Genomic DNA, 19,258 nt, shown 5'->3' with positions numbered 1-19,258 from the left:
GAAGCAGCCAAGGCGAAGATTGCTGGGGCTGCTTCGCAGCCCTTTCGCGACACAAGGCCGCTCCTACAGGAGAAGGCGTAAGCCTGATTACTGCGGAAAGTTTCATTTTCAACCCTCACGCAACACCGCCAACGGGCTGGCATTGAGCGCGCGACGCGTACCGAGCACCCCGGCTGCGCCCACTAGCACCGCGCCGGCCACTGGCAACATCAGCAACCACGGGTGCGGCGCCCAGTGCAGGTCGAACGCATAGCGGTACAGCGCCCAGGTGATCAGCTCGCAGCCCAGCGCCGCCAGCACCCCGCTCACCGCGCCCAGCAGGCCGAACTCGATGCGCCGCGCCTTGACCAGCAGCGGCCGCGCCGCCCCCAGCGCACGCAGCAGGGCGCCCTGGCGAATGCGTTCGTCGAGTGTCGCCTGCAGGCCGGCGAACAGCACCGCCATTCCGGCCGCCAACACGAACAACAGCACGTACTCCACCGCCAGCGTCACCTGGGCGAGGATGCTGCGCAACTGCCCGAGCAAGGCATCCACCTGCAGGATGGTCACCGCCGGGAAGGCCCGCGACAGCGCGACCACCTCCTGGTCGTGGCCCGGCGCCAGGTAGAAGCTGGTCAGGTAGGTGGTGGGCAACCCCTGCAGGGTGCCGGGCTGGAAGATCATGTAGAAGTTCGGCTGGAAGCTGTCCCAGTGCACCGTGCGCAGGCTGCTGACCCGCGCCTGGCGCTGCTGGCCGCCGATGTCGAAGGTCAGCAGGTCACCCAGCTGCAGGTTCAGGCTCTGGGCCAGCTCGGCCTCCACCGATACGCCGGGCATGCGCTCGGCGGCGGGTGCCTGTTGCCACCAGTCGCCCGCGCTCAAGGCATTGCCCTGGGGCAGCTCGGCAGCCCAGGTCAGGCTGAGGTCGCGCTGCACGGCGCGCTCGCCGGTCGACTCCTTGCTGACCCGTTGGCGCACCGGTTGCTCGTTGATATGGGTCAGGCGGCCGGGGATCACCGGGTACAGCGGTGCCGAGGTCGCGTTGATCTGCGCCAGGCGCTCGGCGAACGGCTGGCGGTCGTCGGCCAGGATGTTCAGGGCGAAGTGGTTCGGCGCATCCTTGGGTAGCTGCGCCTGCCAGGTGTCGAGCAACTCGGCGCGCAGCAGGGCGACCAGGCCCATGGCCAGCAGAATCAGGCCGAAGGCCAGGGCCTGGCCCGCGGCGGCCAGGGGGTGGCGCAGCAACTGCCCAAGGCCCAGGCGCCAGGCCAGGGGCGCGCCGGCGAGCAGGCGGCGCAGGCTGCGCAAGCCGAGCAGCAACAGGCCGCCAAGCAGCAGCGCGGCGAGCAGGCCGCCACCGAGCAGGGCGAAGGTCAGCAGCAGGTCGAGGCTCAGCCGCCACATGATCAGGCCCAGGGCGAGCAGGGCAGCGCCGTATACCAGCCAGCTGCTTGGCGGCAACGGCAGCAGGTCGCGGCGCAGCACCCGCAGCGGCGGCACCCGCCCCAGGGCGGCCAGGGGCGGCAGGGCGAAGCCGACCAGCGCCACCAAGCCGGTGCCGATACCGGCTAGTGCCGGGGTGAGACCGCCCGCCGGTACCTGGCTGGGGAGCAGGCCGGCGAGCAGGTGGAACAGCCCCAGCTGCGCCAGCCAGCCGAGCAGGGCGCCCGCCAGGGCTGCCACCAGGCCCAGCAGGGCCAGTTGCAGGCTGTACAGGCCCAGGGCCTGGTGGCGCGACAACCCCAGGCAGCGCAGCAAGGCGCTGGCATCCAGGCGGCGAGCGGCATAGCGGCTGGCCGACAGGGCCACGGCGACCCCCGCCAGCAGCACGGCCACCAGGCTGGCCATGTTCAGGTAGCGCTCGGCCTTGCCCAGGGCGCCGCCGATCTGGCGGTTGCCGTCACGGGTATCGAGCAGGCGCTGGTTGGCGGCCAGGGTTTGTTCGGTGCTTTGTCGGTACTGGGCCAAGGCGTCCATATTGCCGCGCCACAAGTCGCGGTAGCTGACCCGGCTGCCGGGCTGGACGACACCCGTGGCCTGCAGGTCGCTGATATTCATCAGCACCCGGGGCGTCAGGCTGTAGAAGTTGCCGGCACGGTCGGGTTCGTAGGTGAGCACCCGGCTCATGCGCAGGGTTTTCATCCCGACCTCGATGCTGTCGCCGATGGCCAGGCCCAGCGCCGCCAGCAGGCGGGGCTCGACCCAGGCCTCGCCAGGGGCCGGGCCGCCGCCGGGGCGCTCCTCGCCATAAGGCGCTGGCGCACTGCGCAGTTGACCGCGCAGTGGGTAGGCCGGGTCGGCGGCCTTGATGCTCGACAGTTGGATACCGTTGTCGCCGCCGACCACGCTGGTGAACTCCACCACTCGCGCGTGCCCCAGGCCCAGGGCCGTGCCGCTGGCGACCTGCTGCTCGCTGGCCGGGGCACTGCCTTGCAGTACCAGGTCGGCGCCGAGGAACTCGCTGGCGCGCAACTGCATGGCGCCATTGAGGCGGGCGCCGAAGTAGCCAATGGCGGTGCTGGCCGCCACCGCCACCAGCAAGGCGAAGAACAGCACCCGCACTTCGCTGGCACGGGCGTCGCGCAGCAACTGGCGCAGCGACAGGGCGCACAGGCGCCAGAAGGACAGGCGGGTCATCAGGGCTCCAGGGGCGCCACCAGGCGGCCGGCATCCAGGCGGATCTGGCGCCGGCAGCGCTTGGCCAGGCGTTCGTCGTGGGTCACCAGCACCAGGGTGGTGCCGCGCTCCTGGTTGAGTTCGAACAAGAGGTCGCTGATGCGCTCGCCGGTGTGGCTGTCGAGGTTGCCGGTGGGCTCGTCGGCGAACAACACCGCCGGTTGCGCGGCGAACGCCCGGGCAATCGCCACCCGTTGCTGCTCGCCGCCGGAAAGCTGGCGTGGCGTATGGCTCAGGCGCTTGCCCAGGCCGACGCGCTCGAGCAGGTCGCGGGCGTGCTCGCGGGCATCGCGGCGGCCGTCCAGCTCCAGCGGCAGCATGACGTTCTCCAGGGCGTTGAGGCTGTCGAGCAGCTGGAACGACTGGAACACGAACCCGACATGCTCGGCGCGCACCCGCGCGCGTTGGTCTTCATCCAGCGGGCCAAGGTCGTGGCCGGCCAGCAGCACCTGGCCGGCGCTGGGGCGGTCGAGGCCGGCGAGCAGGCCGAGCAGGGTCGACTTGCCGGAGCCGGAGGCGCCGACGATGGCCAGGCTGTCGCCCTGGGCCAGGTCGAGCGACAGGGCGTGGAGGATGGTCAGGTCGCCTTCCGCGCTGGGGACCACTTTGCTAAGGTGCTGCGCAACGAGAATGCTGGGGCCCATGGAGAATCCGATGCGAATGTGGTGGTTGAGTGCCGGTCTGGCCCTGTGTTGCCTGGCCCAGGGCGCGGCGGCGGGAACATTGCTGGTCGTCGGCGATAGTATCAGCGCCGGTTTTGGCCTGGATACCCGCCAGGGTTGGGTCAGCCTGCTGCAACAGCAGTTGAAAAAGGAGGGTTTCGACGACCAGGTGGTCAATGCCTCGATCAGCGGCGACACCAGCGCAGGCGGCCAGGCGCGGCTGCCGGCGCTGCTTGCGGCGCACCAACCGGACCTGGTGGTGCTGGAGCTTGGCGGCAACGATGGCCTGCGTGGGCAGCCGCCACAACAATTGCAACAGAATCTTGCGGCGATGATCGACCAGTCCCGCCAGGCTGGGGCCAAGGTGCTGCTGCTGGGCATGCGCCTGCCACCGAATTACGGCGTGCGCTACACCACGGCGTTCGCCCGGGTCTATGAGCAGTTGGCGGTCGACAAGCAGGTGCCACTGGTGCCGTTCTTCCTCGAAGGCGTAGGTGGCGTGCCGGCGTTGATGCAAGCCGATGGCATCCACCCGGCGGCAGGCGCCCAGCAGCGGCTGCTGGAAAATGCCTGGCCGGCGATAAAACCCTTGCTGTGACGCTTTTATCGGGGGCCGCTTTCGGCTAATGTTGCGCCCCCCGTTTCGAGTGCCCCCGATGCCGCGCCCCGCCTGGTCCCTGTTTGCCTACCAACTGATCGAGCCCGATGAGCAGCTCGACCTGTTTGCCTGCCAGGAAGTCCGCATTCATCTTGCCGCCCGCCAACTCGAACTGGGCGTGCCTGTCGATCGCACCCTGTGCGGCGGCCTGCTGCCGGCGCAGCCGCGCTGGTCTGGGGTAGAGCGGGCGATCTACCGCGACGAGCGGCTGTGCCCGCTGTGCCGGGCGATCCTCGATGCCCAGCGTCGTGGCATGCGCCCGGTATGGCCGGAACTCTGAGTGCCTTTCATCATCTGAAACCCTTGCCGCCGGCCGATGCCTCCCGCTTGTATCGGCGCAGGTGTACAATCGATTCCCTTGACTGACCTTTCGAAGGATTTACCGGATGTTGCCGCGCTTTCCTGCCGTCACCCGTAGCCTCTCGCTGGCCGCCCTGTTGGCCGCCGGCCCCGCTGTTGCGCTGGAACTGCCGTTGCCGCCCCCCGGTGAGGACGTGGTCGGCCAGGTCCAGGTGATCAAGGCCAAGTACGAAGACACCTTCGCCGACATCGGTACCGCCAACGACCTCGGCTACCTCGAGATGATCGCCGCCAACCCGGGGGTCGATCCCTGGTTGCCGGGCGCCGGCACCGAGATCATCCTGCCGACCCGCTATATCCTGCCGCCAGGCCCGCGCGACGGCGTGGTCATCAACCTGGCCGAGTACCGCCTGTACTACTACCCGAAAGGCCAGGGCGTGGTGTACACCTTCCCCCTGGGGATTGGCCGTGAAGGCTGGGGCTCGCCGATCGCCAACACCAAGATCACCGCCAAGACGCCGAACCCGACCTGGACCCCGCCGGCCTCGATCCGCGCCGAGCACGCCGCCGACGGCGACATCCTGCCGAGCGTGGTGCCGGCGGGCCCGGACAACCCGCTGGGGCCGTTCAAGTTCACCCTGGGCGTGCCGGGCTACCTGATCCACGGCTCCAACAAGAAGTTCGGCATCGGTATGCGCACCAGCCATGGTTGCTTCCGCATGCTCAACAACAACGTGCTGGAACTGTCGAAGATGGTGCCGGTCGGTACCCCGGTGCGCATCATCAACGAGCCCTACAAGTTCGGCATCAGTGGCGGCAAGGTATACCTCGAGGCGCACACGCCGCTGGATGACCATGGCAACCCGTCGGTGGTCGACAAGCACACCGCGGTGATCAATGCCTTGCTCAAGCGTGAAGACCTGGCCAACAACTTGCGCATGAACTGGGACATGGTTCGCGATGTAGTTGCCGCCGAAGATGGCATGCCGGTGGAAATCGCCGTGCCGGTGGCAGGGGGCAGTGCACCGATGGTCTCGAGCATTCCGCCCGAACTGCAGTAAGCGATTCGCTACTTGCCCAAGGCCCGCCTCAGTGCGGGCCTTTTCGTTTGTGCCGATCGGCCTGTGCGCGGGCAATAAAAAAGCCGACCCACAAGTGGGTCGGCTCCATAACAATCCGTGAGGATTATTACTTGCGGCTGGCTTTGTCCAGCATACGCAGAGCGCGCTCGTTGGCTTCGTCAGCGGTCTGCTGAGCCTTCTGAGCAGCTGCCAGAGCGTCGTCAGCTTTGCGGTAGGCTTCGTCTGCACGGGCCTGGGCGCGAGCTGCTGCGTCTTCGGTAGCAGTCAGGCGAGCTTCGGTTTCTTTGGATACGCTGCTGCAACCGGTAGCCAGAACTGCGGCCAGAGCCAGAGCAGAGAATTTCAGAACGTTGTTCATCGTGTTCCCCTTCAAGGACTTTCTATTAAAGAGCCATCTCTCGGAAAAGAGAAACTGGCCGGCGTACATAGTACCCATTACTTGTAGTAAGTAAACTGACTGAGCGCAAGAACTGCAAAAAAAATGCTGCAAGACGGTGGCGCTGACGGGGTTTGTAAAGAAAGTGTGAAAAAACCTGGCAGGGCGCGCAAGCTTCTGTAGTACGGGAACTTTTTTGTTGAACTAAGGGTGACTTTAATGGTCGTTCAGCGTCTTAGACCAAAGAAACATTCAGTGGCTCTTGCAAGGCCAAGGCGGGGGCGCTAACCCCCGTCGCGGCTTTTTCACCCAGGTTGCTTGAGCAATCACGCCGGTGACGCCTACTATTTGGAGGTGTCACAGGGCGGCAGAACGATCAAGGTCGGGCTGCTGTCCAAGGGGCTAGGGTGGTGTAGGGATTGCTGCGCCGAATAACCACAAGGGTAAAGGTCTGTCGAGAGGACCTGCGAGGAGTAGTGATGAGCGACACGCTGACCATCCACCATGACCAGGCCGGTCATCAGTTCGAGACCACTGTGGACGGTCACCGGGCTTACCTGACGTACATGGACCTGGGCAAGCAGACGCTGGACATCTACCGCACCTTCGTGCCCAACGCCCTGCGTGGCCGCGGGATCGCCGCCGCACTGACCGAGAAGGCCCTGGAGTACGCCGAGCAGATGGGCTACACGGTGATTCCGTCGTGTTCCTATGTAGAGCGCTACATGGAGCGCCAGCAGCGCCATTCGAGCAAGGCCTGAACGGGACGCACACATGAAAACGCCGGGCAGTGCCCGGCGTTTTCGTTTGCGCAAGTGTCAGCCACGCTGGCGCTTGGGCAGCACGTCCTTGAGTTTGGCGTGCATGCTGCGCAGGGTTTTTTCGGTCGCCGCCCAGTCGATGCAGGCGTCGGTCACCGAGACCCCGTACTGCAGTTCGTCGAGGTTCTTCGGAATGGACTGGCAGCCCCAGTTCAGGTGGCTTTCGACCATCAGGCCGATGATCGACTGGTTGCCTTCGAGGATCTGGTTGGCCACGTTCTCCATGACCAGCGGCTGCAGGGCCGGGTCCTTGTTGGAGTTGGCGTGGCTGCAGTCGACCATGATGTTGGGCTTGATCTTGGCCTTGGCCAGGTCCTGTTCGCACAGGGCGACACTGACCGAGTCATAGTTGGGCTTGCCGTTGCCGCCGCGCAGCACCACGTGGCCATAGGCATTGCCCTTGGTGGTGACGATGGACACGCCGCCTTCCTGGTTGATGCCCAGGAAACGGTGCGGCTTGGACACCGACTGCAGGGCGTTGATCGCCACGGTCAGGCCGCCGTCGGTGCCGTTCTTGAACCCGACCGCCGAGGACAGGCCCGAGGCCATCTCGCGGTGGGTCTGCGATTCGGTGGTGCGCGCGCCGATGGCCGACCAGCTGATCAAATCCTGCAGGTACTGCGGGGAGATCGGGTCAAGCGCTTCGGTGGCGGTGGGCAGGCCTTTCTCGGCCAGGTCCAGCAGCAACTGGCGGCCGATGTGCAGGCCATCCTGGATCTTGAACGAGTCATCCAGGTACGGGTCGTTGATCAGGCCTTTCCAGCCGACGGTGGTGCGCGGCTTTTCGAAGTACACGCGCATGACCAGGTACAGGGTGTCGGAAACTTCCTCGGCCAACACCTTCAGGCGCTCGGCGTACTCGTGGGCAGCCTTGATGTCGTGGATCGAGCAGGGGCCGACCACCACGAACAGGCGGTGATCCTTGCCGTCGAGAATGTTGCGCACCACTTCGCGGCCGGCAGTCACGGTCTGCAGGGCCTTGGCGCTGAGGGGGATTTCCTTCTTGAGCTGATCAGGGGTGATCAAAGTCTCGTTGGAGGCAACGTTAAGGTCATCGATCGGTAAATCAGCCATCGTGTTACTCGTCAGGTCACGGGTGCCGGCCGCCAGCAATCCCCGTGCGGCCCAGCAGCAGAATGTTCGCAGCGGGGAGGGCCGAACCTTAGCGCGTTAGCGGGGGCGCGACAATGGGCTGGGGCCCGTCGACACGGGGTTTTTGCCTGCCAGGGTCGCGGGATCGCCGGTGAGCGTGCTAAAAATCGCCAGATAACAACAACTCACGGCAGGAGTACGGCATGCACCCAGGCAACATTCGCATCGGTATTATCGGCAGCGGCGCCATTGGTGGCTTTTATGGGCTGATGCTGGCCCGAGCCGGCTTCGACGTGCATTTTCTGTTGCGCAGCGAGTACGGCGTGGTCCGTGAGCAGGGCCTGAGCCTCGACAGTGCGCTGCATGGTCTTGTGCGCCAGCGGGTGCAAGCCTATGCCAACGCCGCCGACATGCCGCCCTGCGACTGGTTGCTGGTCGGCGCCAAGGCCACCAGCAATGCCGAGCTGGCGCCGCTGATCGAGCAGGCGGCCGCGCCGCAAGCGCGGGTGGTGCTGTTGCAGAACGGCCTGGGGGTCGAGGAGCAGTTGCGCCCGGCGCTGCCCGCAGGCCTGCACCTGCTGGGCGGATTGTGCTTCATCTGTGTCAACCGCGAAGGCCCCGGGATGATCCGCCACCAGGCCTTGGGCGCAGTCAACCTCGGTTATCACAGCGGCCCGGCCGCAGACGGCGGCGCGGCGCTGGTCGAGGAGGGGGCCGGGTTGTTCCGCGCCGCCGGCATCGACTCCCAGGCGATGGCCAACCTCGACCAGGCGCGTTGGCAGAAACTGGTGTGGAACGTGCCTTACAACGGCCTGTCGGTGCTGCTGCAGGCCAGCACCACGGCGTTGATGGCGGACCCTGACAGCCGCGTGCTGATCCAGGCGCTGATGGCCGAAGTGGTGGAGGGCGCCCGTGCCTGTGGCCAGCTGTTGCCGGCGGGGTACGCCGAGCACCTGTTCCGGGTCACCGAGCAGATGCCGGACTACTGGCCGAGCATGCACCACGATCATGTGCAGCAGCGTCCGCTGGAGCTGCAGGCCATTTATGCCGAGCCGCTGGCCCGGGCACGGGCGGCCGGTTGCAGCTTGCCGCGCATGGAAGCGTTGCACCAGGCACTGGCCTTCATCGACAGGCGCAACCGCCTGCGCTAAACCCGGCGCAGCCCGCGGCGCCAGTGCGCCGGACGGCAAAACGACTGCCCGTGGCACTGCTAAGCTCAAGCTTGCTCTGCCGCTGCGGCAGTCGAGGAGGTCGAATGATCCGTTCCATGCTCTACGCCACTGACCTCGGCGTATACGCGCCTTTCGTGCTGCAACATGCCTTGGCCCTGGCGCGCAGCTTCAATGCAGAGCTGTATGTGATCCATGCCGTCGAACCCATGGGCCAGTTCGCCGAATCCCTGCTGCAGAGCTACCTCGACGAGCAGACCCTGGACACCCTCCATGGCGAAGGCGTCAACACGGTGATGGCCAATATCGAGCAGCGGGTGCTGGAGAGTTTTCGCGATGAACTGGGCGAAGCCGCCGACTTGGCGTTGATCCGCGCGGTGCGTGTGCGCCAGGGCGATCCGGCCCAGGTGATCCTCGAGCAGGCCCAGCGCCTGGCGGTCGACTTGCTCATCTTCGGCAGCCACAGCGCAGGTGCCGGGGTGGATGTGCCGATTGGCCGAACCGCTGTGCGGCTGCTGCAACTGTCGACGGTACCGGTGTATATGGTGCCGCTGGCGCAGCACCTTGGGCGTAGGAAAACGTGAAGTTGGTGGTAGGTCTTTTTACGGCGATCGTAACAAAATAGTTCTAGATTTATTTCCTGAGCCACTAATATAGTTATAACTCGTCGCTGCCGGCGCGCCGGTGACCTACCGTCTTTGAGGGATTTCTATGAAGCTTCAGCAACTGCGCTACATCTGGGAAGTGGCGCACCATGACCTCAACGTTTCCGCGACGGCGCAGAGCCTGTACACCTCCCAGCCCGGGATCAGCAAGCAGATTCGCCTGCTTGAGGACGAGCTGGGCGTCGAAGTCTTCGCGCGCAGCGGCAAGCACCTGACCCGCGTCACCCCGGCCGGCGAGCGCATCATCAACACCGCAGGCGAAATCCTGCGCAAGGTCGAGAGCATCAAGCAGATCGCCCAGGAATTCTCCAACGAGAAGAAAGGCACCCTGTCGATCGCCACCACCCACACCCAGGCGCGCTACGCGTTGCCGCCGGTGATCAGCAGCTTCATCAAGCAATACCCGGAAGTCGCCCTGCACATGCACCAGGGCTCGCCGATGCAGATCGCCGAGATGGCCGCCGATGGCACGGTCGATTTCGCCATCGCCACCGAGGCGCTGGAACTGTTCGGCGACCTGATCATGATGCCGTGCTACAAGTGGAATCGCTGCGTGGTGGTGCCCCAGGGCCATCCGCTGACCAAGCTGCCGAAGCTGACCCTCGAGGCTGTGGCCGACTACCCGATCGTGACCTACGTGTTCGGCTTCACGGGGCGCTCCAAGCTCGACGAAGCCTTCAATCACCGCGGCCTGACGCCGAAGGTGGTGTTCACCGCCGCCGACGCCGACGTGATCAAGACTTATGTGCGCCTGGGCCTGGGCGTGGGGATCGTGGCCAAGATGGCGGTCGATCCGAAACTCGACAGCGACCTGGTGTGCCTGGATGCCAGTGAGCTGTTCGAAGCCAGCATCACCAAGATCGGCTTCCGTCGCGGTACCTTCCTGCGTGGCTTCATGTGCGACTTCATCGAGAAGTTCGCCCCGCACCTGACCCGCGAGGTGATGGCCAAGGCCATCCAGTGCCATAACAAGCAGGAGCTCGAAGAGCTGTTCGAGGGTGTCGAGCTGCCGGTGCATTGATCTGCAATGGCTGGGGCCGCTTTGCGGCCCTTTCGCGACACAAGGCCGCTCCTACAGGATTGTGCGATCTCCTGTAGGAGCGGCCTTGTGTCGCGAAAGGGGCGCGCAGCGGCCCCTGCTGTTTCAAGCCTTGCTGATCAGGTTGCCCGCGTGCAACCCGCATTCCTTCTGGGTCGACTCTTCCCACCACCAACGCCCTTCGCGCTCGTGCTGGTTCGGCAGCACCGGGCGGGTGCACGGCTCGCAGCCGATGCTGATGAAGCCACGCTCATGCAGGCTGTTGTAGGGCAGCTCGAGCATGCGGATGTAACCCCAGACTTCCTCGCTGGTCATCTGCGCCAGCGGGTTGAACTTGTACAGGGTGCGCTCCGGGGTGGAGAAGGCACTGTCAACTTCCAGCGCCGCCACCTGGCTGCGGGTGCCGGGGCTCTGGTCGCGGCGCTGGCCGGTGGCCCAGGCACTGACGGTGGCCAGCTTGCGCCGCAGCGGCTCGATCTTGCGGATGCCGCAGCATTCGCCGTGGCCGTCCTTGTAGAAACTGAACAGGCCTTTTTCCTTGACGAAGGGATCGAGCTTGTCGCGATCCGGGCTGAGGATCTCGATCGGCAGGTTGTACTGCTCACGCACCTGGTCGATGAAGCGGTAGGTTTCAGGGTGCAGGCGCCCGGTATCGAGGCTGAACACCTTGACCTGCTTGTTAAGCTTCCAGGCCATGTCCACCAGCACCACGTCCTCGGCGCCGCTGAAGGAGATCCACAGGTCGTCGCCAAAGTGCTCGAAGGCGAGCTTGAGGATCTCCTGCGGGGACTTGCTGGCATAGGTCGCGGCCAGGGCGGCGACGTCGAAGGGTTGGCTCATCAGGCGGTTTCCATCGGGTGAGTGGCGCTGAGCGCTCGTAGTGGTCGGATGGTAACAAAAAATGGCGGGGCAGATGCCTGGTGATCGCGGGGCAAGCCCGCGGCCAGGTGCTCAAAGCGCCTGCAGTGTTTCCATCAGCACCCGCACCTTGGCGATCGATTCCTCGTACTCGGCCTGCCAATCCGAATCGGCCACCACCGCGCCGCCGCCCCAGCAGCTGACCTGGCCATCCTTGACCAGCAGGCTGCGAATGGCGATCGAGCTGTCCATCTCGCCGCGCACGTCCAGGTACAGCAGCGAGCCGCAATACAGCGCCCGGCGCGTCGGTTCCAGCTCGTCGATGATCGCCATGGCGCGGATCTTCGGCGCGCCGGTGATCGAGCCGCCGGGGAAGCTGCCGGCAATCAGCTCCAGGGCGTCGCGGCCTGCGCCCAGGCGGCCGGTGACGCTGCTGACCAGGTGATGGACATTGGGGTAGCTTTCCAGGCTGAACAGCTCCGGTACCTTCACCGAACCGATCTCGCAGGTGCGGCCGATGTCGTTGCGCAGCAGGTCGACGATCATCAGGTTTTCCGCGCGGTCCTTGGGGCTGGCCAGCAGCTCGGCGGCATTGCGGGCGTCCTCGGCCGGGTCGGCGGCCCGTGGGCGGGTGCCCTTGATCGGGCGGGTCTCGACCTCGCCCTGGCTGACGCGGATGAAGCGCTCGGGGGAGAAGCTCAGCAGCGCCGTGCCTTCATCCAGCTGCTGGTAGCCGGAGAACGGCGTCGGGCAGGCGGCGCGCAGGGCCTGGTAGGCGCGCCACGGGTCGCCTTGGCAGGGGGCGCGAAAGCGCTGGGTGAGGTTGATCTGGTAGCAGTCGCCGGCCTGGATGTAGCGCTGCACCTGGTCGAACGCCGCCCGGTATTGCTCGGGGCGAAGATCGCCGGTCATGGGCGCGAGCAGGTGGAAGTCACCGCTATCGTCCGGGGTGCTCGCCTCGAACAACGCGATGAGCCGTTGCCGCTCGGCCTCGGGCAGGCTCGGGTGGAACACCAGTTGGCTGTTGCACAGCCGATGGTCGGACACCAGTGCCCAGGCATACAGCCCCAGCCGGGCATCGGGCAGGCCAAGGTCGTCGACCGCGTGCGTCGGCAGCTGCTCCAGGCGCCGGCCGAAGTCGTAGCTCAGGTAGCCGATCAGGCCGCCGGCGAACGGCAACTCGATGCCCTCGGGCAGTTGTGCCGTCTCCAGGTCGGCCAGGGCCTGGCGCAGACGCTGCAGGTAGTCGCGACCGTCTTCCTCGGGGTGTGCCTGCAACTGCTGCAGTGGCCAGGCGCTGAGCAAGTCGTAGCGGCCGCGTTCGGCGCCCGGACGGGCGCTGTCGAGCAGGATCGCGCCGGGCGCGCGGCGCAGGCGTTCGAAGTAGAAGGCAGGGTCGGGCTGGTAGGGCAGGGGGTGGAGCGTACAGGTCGGCATCAGAATGGACGGCGATGAACAGGCGAGGAGGGCGATTGTAGACCTGTGTAGGAAATGCGCCTAGCGCTGGCAACGACATTCGCCATCCGGATCTGCGCAATCCCCCTGTAGGAGCGGCCTTGTGTCGCGATAGGCCGCAAAGCGGCCCCAGGATTTCAGCGTTGATGCAAAGATCGCCGGGGCCGCTTTGCGGCCCTCTCGCGACACAAGGCCGCTCCTACAGGGGCTGCGCAGGGCCTGGGCTATAGCGGGTTGACGTGCCCGAACAGGCCTTGCGAGACCTTCACCCGTTGCTCGGCATCCTCGCTGCGGCCTTCCTTGGCCAGCGCCTCGATGTGCGCCTCGATGGCGTGGGTGCGTTGGGTCAGGCCGCAGTCGTTGGCGATCTGGATGTTCAGGCCCGGACGGGCGTTGAGCTCGAGGATCAACGGCCCCTTGTCCTGGTCCAGGACCATGTCCACGCCGATGTAACCCAGGCCGCACAGCTCGTAGCAGCTGGCGGCGAGCTTCATGAAACCGTCCCAGTTCGGCAGCTGCACGCCGTCCACCGCGTTGGTGGTGTCCGGGTGCTTGCTGATGATCTTGTTCAGCCAGGTGCCGCGCAGGGTCAGGCCGGTGGCCAGGTCCACACCCACGCCGATGGCGCCCTGGTGCAGGTTGGCCTTGCCGCCGGACTGGCGGGTTGGCAGGCGCAGCATGGCCATCACCGGGTAGCCCATCAGCACGATGATGCGGATGTCCGGCACGCCTTCGTAGCTGATGCTCTTGAAGATCTGGTCCGGGGTGACCCGGTACTCGATCAGCGCGCGGTCGCGGTGCCCGCCCAGCGAGTACAGGCCGGTGAGGATGCTGGAGATCTGGTGCTCGATCTCCTCATGGCTGATGATCTTGCCCGAGACCGTGCGGTAGCGGTCCTCGAAGCGGTCGGCGATGACCAGGATGCCATCACCGCCGGCGCCCTGGGCCGGCTTGATGACGAAGTCGTTGCGCCCGCCGATGATCTGGTCGAGCTTTTCGATCTGCTTCTCGGTCTCGATGATGCCGTACATCTCCGGCACATGGATGCCGGCCGCCAGGGCGCGCTCCTTGGTGATGATCTTGTCGTCGACGATCGGGTACAAATGGCGCTTGTTGTACTTCAGGACGTAGTCCGCGTTGCGCCGGTTGATACCCATGATGCCCCGGGCTTCCAGGGCCTTCCAGGTCTTGATCAGTCCGAACATCAGGCGTCAGCCTTCACGAAAGCCTTGAAACGAACGAGCTCGGTCAGGCGGTAGCCGCGGTAGCGACCCATCGCCAGCATGAAGCCCACCAGGATCAGCAGTACCGCCGGGAAGGTGAAGACGAAGTACACCGCCTCGGGCACGGTCATCAGCAGGTGCGCGATGGACGCGGCGAACAGGGTACCGATGGCCACCTTCATGGCATGGCCGCCGCCACGCTCTTCCCAGGTGATCGACAGGCGTTCGATGGTCATGGTCAGGATCACCATCGGGAACAGCGCCACCGACAGGCCGCGTTCCAGGCCCAGCTTGTGGCTGAACAGGCTGATGGCGGCGATCAGCACCACGACGAAGGTCAGCACCACCGACAGGCGCGGCAGCATCTGCAGCTTGAGGTGTTCCAGGTACGAGCGCAGCGACAGGCCCAGCGCGGTGATCACCGTGAACAGGATGATGCCGAAGCCCAGTTGCGTCTCGCGGAAGGCCAGGGCGATCAGCACCGGGGTGAAGGTGCCCAGGGTCTGGATGCCGATCAGGTTGCGCAGCACCAGGATCACCAGCACGCCGATCGGGATCATCACCATGATCATGAAGGTCTGCTGGGTCTGCAGCGGCAGGCCGTACAGCGAGTACTCGAGGAAGTCGGCGTCGGTGTTCTCGTCGGTCAGCTTGGCCAGGCGGATGGCGTTCATCTCGCTGTTGTTCATGCTGAAGGTGACGGTGGCCTTCTTGCCGCCATCGACGCTGATCAGGTTGTCGTCACCGGTCCACCACAGCAGGCGGTCGCTGGGCAGGCCCTGCTCGCCGGTCTCCGGGTTGAAGTACAGCCAGTCGTTGCCGTTGAAGCTGCGTAGCCACAGCTCGGGGTTTTGCGGGGTGTCGGCGACCAGGCGGATGGTGTGGACCTTTTCCATCGGCACGTGGGCGATGGACAGCAGCAGGTCGATGACCTGGGCCTTCTTCATCGGCGAGTTGTCGCCGGCCAGCAGCAGCTTGGCGTTGTCGTCGTTGGCGTTGTTGACCCGCTTGATGGTTTCGCTGACGAAGGTCTCGACGTCGGCCGAATGCTGGCGGATCGGCGCCATCAGCGCCTCGGCGGCGATTTTCTCCGGGCCTTCGACGGCCAGGCTGTCGCGGAAGGTCGGGCCCTTGATCTTGGCCTTTTCGCTGCTGTAGCGCTTGGTCAGCACCAGGCGGTAGTAGAGGGTCTGGTTGCCGCTGGCGCGGCGCGCCGACCAGGTGACCTTGCGGTTGCCGTCGGCGCGGTTGACGCTGACCCCGTAGTTGTTGGAGATGAAGCTCTCGTTGAGGCTGACGTAGTCACGGTTCAGCGGCGGCACGAACATCTGCACCTTGACCGGGTCCTTGGCGCTGGCGACGAACTCGACCTTGGCGTCGATGTTCCACAGGTCGTCGGTTTCGTCCTCGGTCACCGGGATGCCGAGGAAGAAGATCTGATAGGCCGTGACCGCGATGCCCAGCAGCACCAGGACGGTGATCAGGACTTTCAGGTGGAGGGTAAGAGAGCGCATCGGAATTACTCTGCTTTGGGAGCTTCGGTGGCACAGGCAGGTTTGCCGGCCGCGTATTTAAGGCTTGGGTCGACCAGTGCACCGAAGTGCTTGAGGGCCTCGGAACCGATCAGCAGCGGGAACTGGAAGGCGCTGCGGTCGGTGAGGTTGACCTCGATGGTGCGTTGCGTCTGGCCCATGCAGATCTCGAGTTCGATCACCGGACGAGCAGTGTAGGCCTTGCCGGATTCGGCGTCATAGTCCCCGGCGCGGCGCTTGATCTTGCTGACACGGGCCAGGGGGCGTTCGATGGGGTGCTGGTGCGCGGCGTCGATGGCCAGGTAGAAACGCACCCAGCTCTCGCCATTGCGCTTGAAACGCTTGATGTCGCGGGCGCTGAGCGAGGCGGTCTTGGCGCCGGTGTCGAGCTTGGCCGCCACTTCCAGGTCCAGGCCGCCGAGGCGGGCGTATTCGTTCAGGCCGTAAACGGTCTTGTCTGCCGCGGGCGCGAGCGCCGGCAGCAGGGTCAGGCAGAGCAGCAATGAAGCGGGTATGAGTCTCATAATCCTGGCGCGGTGCTGTGCGGGGTTCAGGGCAAGGCGACTGGCCAAGCGTCCTCGAAAGGTCTGTCGACACCATGAAATGATGACAGACACAGTGTCCATGCTCCCGAAGGAGCGCGGCATTCTATCACGCCGGTGCCTTGACGCCAGCGCGCCCGCGATCAGACCGCGAGGGGGTGGGTGAAGTTCGTTATTAGACGATTGTCGACAATGTTCTTTTTGTCTTTGACTGCTCGCCTCTATTTGGCTAGTTTTGCCGTCATTGATTTTGAAGGTGTCGACAATCATGCTGGACACAGCCCAGGCCACGTTGCTCCCCCAGGACGAGACCGAGACCCTCTCGGAGCACGTCTTTCGCTGCATCCAGGCCGCCATCGTCAAGGGCGAGATCGCGCCGGGCAGCAAGATCTCCGAGCCGGAGCTGGCGCGTACCTACGGCATCAGCCGTGGCCCGCTGCGCGAGGCGATCCACCGCCTCGAAGGCCAGCGCCTGCTGGTGCGGGTACCCCATGTCGGCGCACGGGTGGTATCGCTGAGCCACGCCGAACTGATCGAGCTGTACGAGATCCGTGAATCGCTGGAAGGCATGGCTTGCCGCCTGGCCGCCGAGCGCATGAGCCAGGCCGCCATCGACGAGCTGCGCCATGTGCTCGACACCCACGAGCGCGACGCCGCGTTCCAGGCCGGGCAGGGCTACTACCAGCAGGAAGGCGACTACGACTTCCACTACCGGATCATCCAGGGCAGCGGCAACCAGACCCTGTACAAGATGCTTTGCGGCGAGCTGTACCAGCTGGTGCGCATGTACCGCATCCAGTTCTCCACCACGCCCAACCGTCCACGCCAGGCCTTTGCCGAGCATCACCGCATCCTCGACGCCATCGAGGCCCGCGACGGCGAACTGGCAGAACTCCTGATGCGCCGCCACATCGGCGCGTCCAAGCGCAATATCGAGCGCCACTACCAGGGCGCCGACAACAATAGCCCACGAGGTGAGTCATGACAGTCAAGAGCACCCCCGGCCAGCGTTTCCGTGACGCGGTTGCCGCCGAACACCCGCTGCAGGTGGTCGGGACCATCAACGCCAACCACGCCCTGCTGGCCAAGCGCGCCGGCTTCAAGGCCATCTACCTGTCCGGCGGTGGGGTCGCCGCCGGCTCCCTGGGCCTGCCGGACCTGGGCATCAGCGGGCTGGACGACGTGCTCACCGACGTGCGCCGGATCACCGACGTGTGCGACCTGCCGCTGCTGGTGGATGTCGACACCGGGTTCGGCGCCTCGGCGTTCAACGTCGCGCGCACCGTGCGTTCGATGAGCAAGTTCGGCGCCGCGGCCATTCACATCGAAGACCAGGTCGGCGCCAAGCGCTGCGGCCACCGGCCGAACAAGGAGATCGTCTCGCAGCAGGAGATGGTCGACCGTATCAAGGCCGCGGTGGACGCCCGCAGCGACGACAGCTTCGTGATCATGGCGCGCACCGACGCCCTGGCGGTCGAGGGCCTGAATGCCGCGCTGGACCGCGCCGCCGCCTGCATCGAAGCCGGCGCCGACATGATCTTCCCGGAGGCGATCACCGAGCTTGCGATGTACAAGACCTTCGCCGACCGGGTGCAGGCGCCTATCCTGGCCAACATCACCGAATTCGGTGCCACGCCGCTGTACACCACCAAGGAACTGGCCTCGGTCGACGTGTCGCTGGTGCTCTACCCGCTGTCGGCGTTCCGCGCCATGAACAAGGCCGCCGAGAACGTCTACACCGCGCTGCGCCGCGATGGCACGCAGAAGAACGTGATCGACACCATGCAGACCCGCATGGAGCTCTACGACGCCATCGGCTATCACGCCTTCGAGCAGAGCCTGGATGCGCTGTTCGCGCAGAAGAAGGGCTGATTCAAGCGCACATCGCCCGGTAGGCGCCGGCTTGCCGGCGAACAGGCCAGGCACCCGATTAGCCAGAAAAGACTTCGATAACAAATTCAAGAAAGGAGAAACACCATGGCCGAAGCAAAAGTACTCAGTGGCGCAGGCCTGCGTGGCCAGGTGGCCGGGCAGACCGCGCTGTCGACCGTCGGCCAGGCCGGCGCCGGCCTGACCTACCGCGGCTATGACGTGCGCGACCTGGCCGCAGGCGCCGAGTTCGAGGAGGTAGCCTACCTGCTGCTCTACGGCGAGCTGCCGAGCAAGGCCGAGCTTGCCGACTACAAGCGCAAGCTCAAGGGCCTGCGCGATTTGCCCCAGGCGCTCAAGGAAGTGCTCGAGCGCATCCCGCGCGACGCCCACCCGATGGACGTGATGCGCACCGGTTGCTCGCTGCTCGGCACCCTGGAGCCGGAGCTGACTTTCGAGCAGCAGCGCGACAAGACCGACCGCCTGCTGGCGCTGTTCCCGGCGGTGATGTGCTACTGGTACCGCTTCAGCCATCACGGTGTACGCATCGACTGCTCCAGCGACGAAGAAACGATTGGCGGCCACTTCCTGCACCTGCTGCATGGCAAGAAACCGAGCGCGCTGCACGTCAAGGTGATGAACGTCTCGCTGATCCTCTACGCCGAGCACGAGTTCAACGCCTCGACCTTCACCGCCCGGGTCTGTGCCTCGACGCTGTCCGACCTGTACTCCTGCGTCACCGCCGCCATCGGCTCGCTGCGCGGCCCGTTGCATGGCGGTGCCAACGAGGCGGCCATGGAGCTGATCGAACGCTTCCAGAGCCCGCAGGAAGCCACCGCCGAGTTGCTGCGCATGCTCGAGCGCAAGGACAAGATCATGGGCTTTGGCCATGCGATCTACAAAGAGTCCGACCCGCGCAACGAGGTGATCAAGGGCTGGTCGAAGCAGTTGGCCGACGAGGTCGGCGACAAGGTGCTGTACCCGGTGTCCGAAGCCATCGACAAGACCATGTGGGAGCAGAAGCGCCTGTTCCCCAATGCCGACTTCTACCATGCCTCGGCTTACCACTTCATGGGTATCCCGACCAAGCTGTTCACCCCGATCTTCGTCTGCTCGCGCCTGACCGGCTGGGCCGCGCACGTGTTCGAGCAGCGCGCCAACAACCGCATCATCCGCCCGAGCGCCGAGTACGTGGGCGTCGAGCAGCGCCAGTTCGTGCCGATCGAGCAACGCTGAGCCAGCCCGCGATCCCCGTAGGAG

General features: G+C 65.4%; 19 protein-coding genes. 10 read left to right on the top strand and 9 right to left on the bottom strand.

Annotation, left to right across the window (positions count from 1 at the left end; genetic code table 11):
- Positions 1-108: 108 nt before the first annotated feature.
- On the bottom strand, positions 109-2,616 hold the full coding sequence (locus tag KSS95_RS18345) for an ABC transporter permease (protein ID WP_217848507.1): 2,508 nt from the start codon (positions 2,614-2,616) through the stop codon (positions 109-111).
- On the bottom strand, positions 2,616-3,299 hold the full coding sequence (locus KSS95_RS18340) for an ABC transporter ATP-binding protein (protein WP_217848506.1): 684 nt from the start codon (positions 3,297-3,299) through the stop codon (positions 2,616-2,618). Before KSS95_RS18340 ends, KSS95_RS18345 begins: the two co-directional genes overlap by 1 nt.
- A gap of 10 nt (positions 3,300-3,309) precedes the next feature.
- On the opposite strand from KSS95_RS18340, the gene KSS95_RS18335 reads away from it, so the two are divergent.
- From KSS95_RS18335 to KSS95_RS18325, 3 genes are all read left to right on the top strand, one after another.
- Positions 3,310-3,915 (top strand): arylesterase, encoded by a 606-nt coding sequence (locus tag KSS95_RS18335; RefSeq protein ID WP_217848505.1) that lies wholly within the window; start codon positions 3,310-3,312, stop codon positions 3,913-3,915.
- 58 nt (positions 3,916-3,973) lie between these two features.
- Entirely contained in the window at positions 3,974-4,255 is a 282-nt protein-coding gene (locus tag KSS95_RS18330; protein WP_217848504.1) for a hypothetical protein, read from the top strand.
- Positions 4,256-4,361: 106 nt separating this feature from the next.
- On the top strand, positions 4,362-5,336 hold the full coding sequence (locus KSS95_RS18325; RefSeq protein ID WP_217848502.1) for a L,D-transpeptidase family protein: 975 nt from the start codon (positions 4,362-4,364) through the stop codon (positions 5,334-5,336).
- A gap of 127 nt (positions 5,337-5,463) precedes the next feature.
- Here the strand turns inward: KSS95_RS18325 and oprI are convergent, their stop codons facing one another.
- Positions 5,464-5,715 (bottom strand): outer membrane lipoprotei OprI, encoded by a 252-nt coding sequence (gene oprI, locus KSS95_RS18320; RefSeq protein ID WP_003259780.1) that lies wholly within the window; start codon positions 5,713-5,715, stop codon positions 5,464-5,466.
- Positions 5,716-6,212: 497 nt separating this feature from the next.
- On the opposite strand from oprI, the gene KSS95_RS18315 reads away from it, so the two are divergent.
- Positions 6,213-6,494 carry a GNAT family N-acetyltransferase gene (locus tag KSS95_RS18315; protein WP_217848501.1) on the top strand — a complete coding sequence of 94 codons (282 nt, stop codon included), beginning with the start codon at positions 6,213-6,215 and terminating at the stop codon, positions 6,492-6,494.
- Between the two features lie 57 nt (positions 6,495-6,551).
- Here the strand turns inward: KSS95_RS18315 and KSS95_RS18310 are convergent, their stop codons facing one another.
- On the bottom strand, positions 6,552-7,628 hold the full coding sequence (locus KSS95_RS18310) for a 3-deoxy-7-phosphoheptulonate synthase (protein ID WP_217848500.1): 1,077 nt from the start codon (positions 7,626-7,628) through the stop codon (positions 6,552-6,554).
- 221 nt (positions 7,629-7,849) lie between these two features.
- Between KSS95_RS18310 and KSS95_RS18305 the strand changes: the two genes are divergently transcribed.
- The 3 genes from KSS95_RS18305 (at position 7,850) to cysB (ending at position 10,501) form a co-directional block, all read left to right on the top strand.
- Entirely contained in the window at positions 7,850-8,797 is a 948-nt protein-coding gene (locus tag KSS95_RS18305; protein ID WP_217848499.1) for a putative 2-dehydropantoate 2-reductase, read from the top strand.
- 104 nt (positions 8,798-8,901) lie between these two features.
- A complete protein-coding gene (locus tag KSS95_RS18300; protein WP_217848498.1) occupies positions 8,902-9,399 on the top strand; it encodes a universal stress protein in 498 nt (165 codons plus the stop codon).
- Between the two features lie 127 nt (positions 9,400-9,526).
- Positions 9,527-10,501: an HTH-type transcriptional regulator CysB gene (gene cysB, locus KSS95_RS18295; RefSeq protein ID WP_166888404.1), complete on the top strand. Its 975-nt coding sequence runs from the start codon at positions 9,527-9,529 to the stop codon at positions 10,499-10,501.
- Positions 10,502-10,624: 123 nt separating this feature from the next.
- Here cysB and KSS95_RS18290 read toward each other — a convergent pair whose 3' ends face one another.
- From KSS95_RS18290 to rloA, 5 genes are all read right to left on the bottom strand, one after another.
- Entirely contained in the window at positions 10,625-11,359 is a 735-nt protein-coding gene (locus KSS95_RS18290) for a phosphoadenylyl-sulfate reductase (protein WP_217848497.1), read from the bottom strand.
- A 111-nt stretch (positions 11,360-11,470) separates the two neighbouring features.
- Positions 11,471-12,814, bottom strand: a complete 1,344-nt coding sequence (pabB, locus tag KSS95_RS18285; protein WP_217848496.1) for an aminodeoxychorismate synthase component I — start codon at positions 12,812-12,814, stop codon at positions 11,471-11,473.
- Between the two features lie 242 nt (positions 12,815-13,056).
- Entirely contained in the window at positions 13,057-14,037 is a 981-nt protein-coding gene (locus tag KSS95_RS18280; RefSeq protein ID WP_217848495.1) for an alpha-L-glutamate ligase-like protein, read from the bottom strand.
- Positions 14,037-15,569, bottom strand: coding sequence for an osmotic stress tolerance membrane protein RloB (gene rloB / locus KSS95_RS18275; protein ID WP_217848493.1), 1,533 nt, complete (start codon positions 15,567-15,569; stop codon positions 14,037-14,039). Before rloB ends, KSS95_RS18280 begins: the two co-directional genes overlap by 1 nt.
- A gap of 5 nt (positions 15,570-15,574) precedes the next feature.
- Complete coding sequence (gene rloA, locus KSS95_RS18270) at positions 15,575-16,111, bottom strand: retropepsin-like aspartic peptidase RloA (protein WP_134690189.1); 537 nt, start codon at positions 16,109-16,111, stop codon at positions 15,575-15,577.
- Positions 16,112-16,397: 286 nt separating this feature from the next.
- Here rloA and KSS95_RS18265 point away from each other — a divergent pair, with 286 nt between their 5' ends.
- From KSS95_RS18265 to prpC, 3 genes are all read left to right on the top strand, one after another.
- Entirely contained in the window at positions 16,398-17,114 is a 717-nt protein-coding gene (locus KSS95_RS18265; RefSeq protein ID WP_217848491.1) for a GntR family transcriptional regulator, read from the top strand.
- Positions 17,111-18,001, top strand: coding sequence for a methylisocitrate lyase (gene prpB, locus KSS95_RS18260; RefSeq protein WP_217848489.1), 891 nt, complete (start codon positions 17,111-17,113; stop codon positions 17,999-18,001). The genes KSS95_RS18265 and prpB overlap by 4 nt, the downstream gene beginning before the upstream one ends.
- Positions 18,002-18,106: 105 nt before the next feature.
- The gene (gene prpC / locus KSS95_RS18255) at positions 18,107-19,234 is read left to right on the top strand and encodes a bifunctional 2-methylcitrate synthase/citrate synthase (protein WP_217848487.1); all 1,128 of its coding nucleotides are present in this window, start codon (positions 18,107-18,109) and stop codon (positions 19,232-19,234) included.
- Positions 19,235-19,258: the final 24 nt, after the last annotated feature.

This window comes from Pseudomonas muyukensis, assembly GCF_019139535.1.
GTDB lineage: Bacteria > Pseudomonadota > Gammaproteobacteria > Pseudomonadales > Pseudomonadaceae > Aquipseudomonas > Aquipseudomonas muyukensis.
Note: the sequence above shows the minus strand (reverse complement) of the source record. Positions and strands in the feature narration are given on the sequence as shown.

Coding starts and splice junctions, on each gene's coding strand:
- rloA (WP_134690189.1), bottom strand. CDS start 16,111: ATGAGACTCATACCCGCTTCATTGCTGCTCTGCCTGACCCTGCTGCCG.
- KSS95_RS18335 (WP_217848505.1), top strand. CDS start 3,310: ATGCGAATGTGGTGGTTGAGTGCCGGTCTGGCCCTGTGTTGCCTGGCC.
- KSS95_RS18300 (WP_217848498.1), top strand. CDS start 8,902: ATGATCCGTTCCATGCTCTACGCCACTGACCTCGGCGTATACGCGCCT.
- KSS95_RS18340 (WP_217848506.1), bottom strand. CDS start 3,299: ATGGGCCCCAGCATTCTCGTTGCGCAGCACCTTAGCAAAGTGGTCCCC.
- oprI (WP_003259780.1), bottom strand. CDS start 5,715: ATGAACAACGTTCTGAAATTCTCTGCTCTGGCTCTGGCCGCAGTTCTG.
- KSS95_RS18345 (WP_217848507.1), bottom strand. CDS start 2,616: ATGACCCGCCTGTCCTTCTGGCGCCTGTGCGCCCTGTCGCTGCGCCAG.
- KSS95_RS18280 (WP_217848495.1), bottom strand. CDS start 14,037: ATGTTCGGACTGATCAAGACCTGGAAGGCCCTGGAAGCCCGGGGCATC.
- KSS95_RS18290 (WP_217848497.1), bottom strand. CDS start 11,359: ATGAGCCAACCCTTCGACGTCGCCGCCCTGGCCGCGACCTATGCCAGC.
- KSS95_RS18330 (WP_217848504.1), top strand. CDS start 3,974: ATGCCGCGCCCCGCCTGGTCCCTGTTTGCCTACCAACTGATCGAGCCC.
- KSS95_RS18325 (WP_217848502.1), top strand. CDS start 4,362: ATGTTGCCGCGCTTTCCTGCCGTCACCCGTAGCCTCTCGCTGGCCGCC.
- KSS95_RS18265 (WP_217848491.1), top strand. CDS start 16,398: ATGCTGGACACAGCCCAGGCCACGTTGCTCCCCCAGGACGAGACCGAG.
- prpB (WP_217848489.1), top strand. CDS start 17,111: ATGACAGTCAAGAGCACCCCCGGCCAGCGTTTCCGTGACGCGGTTGCC.
- prpC (WP_217848487.1), top strand. CDS start 18,107: ATGGCCGAAGCAAAAGTACTCAGTGGCGCAGGCCTGCGTGGCCAGGTG.
- rloB (WP_217848493.1), bottom strand. CDS start 15,569: ATGCGCTCTCTTACCCTCCACCTGAAAGTCCTGATCACCGTCCTGGTG.
- KSS95_RS18305 (WP_217848499.1), top strand. CDS start 7,850: ATGCACCCAGGCAACATTCGCATCGGTATTATCGGCAGCGGCGCCATT.
- KSS95_RS18315 (WP_217848501.1), top strand. CDS start 6,213: ATGAGCGACACGCTGACCATCCACCATGACCAGGCCGGTCATCAGTTC.
- KSS95_RS18310 (WP_217848500.1), bottom strand. CDS start 7,628: ATGGCTGATTTACCGATCGATGACCTTAACGTTGCCTCCAACGAGACT.
- cysB (WP_166888404.1), top strand. CDS start 9,527: ATGAAGCTTCAGCAACTGCGCTACATCTGGGAAGTGGCGCACCATGAC.
- pabB (WP_217848496.1), bottom strand. CDS start 12,814: ATGCCGACCTGTACGCTCCACCCCCTGCCCTACCAGCCCGACCCTGCC.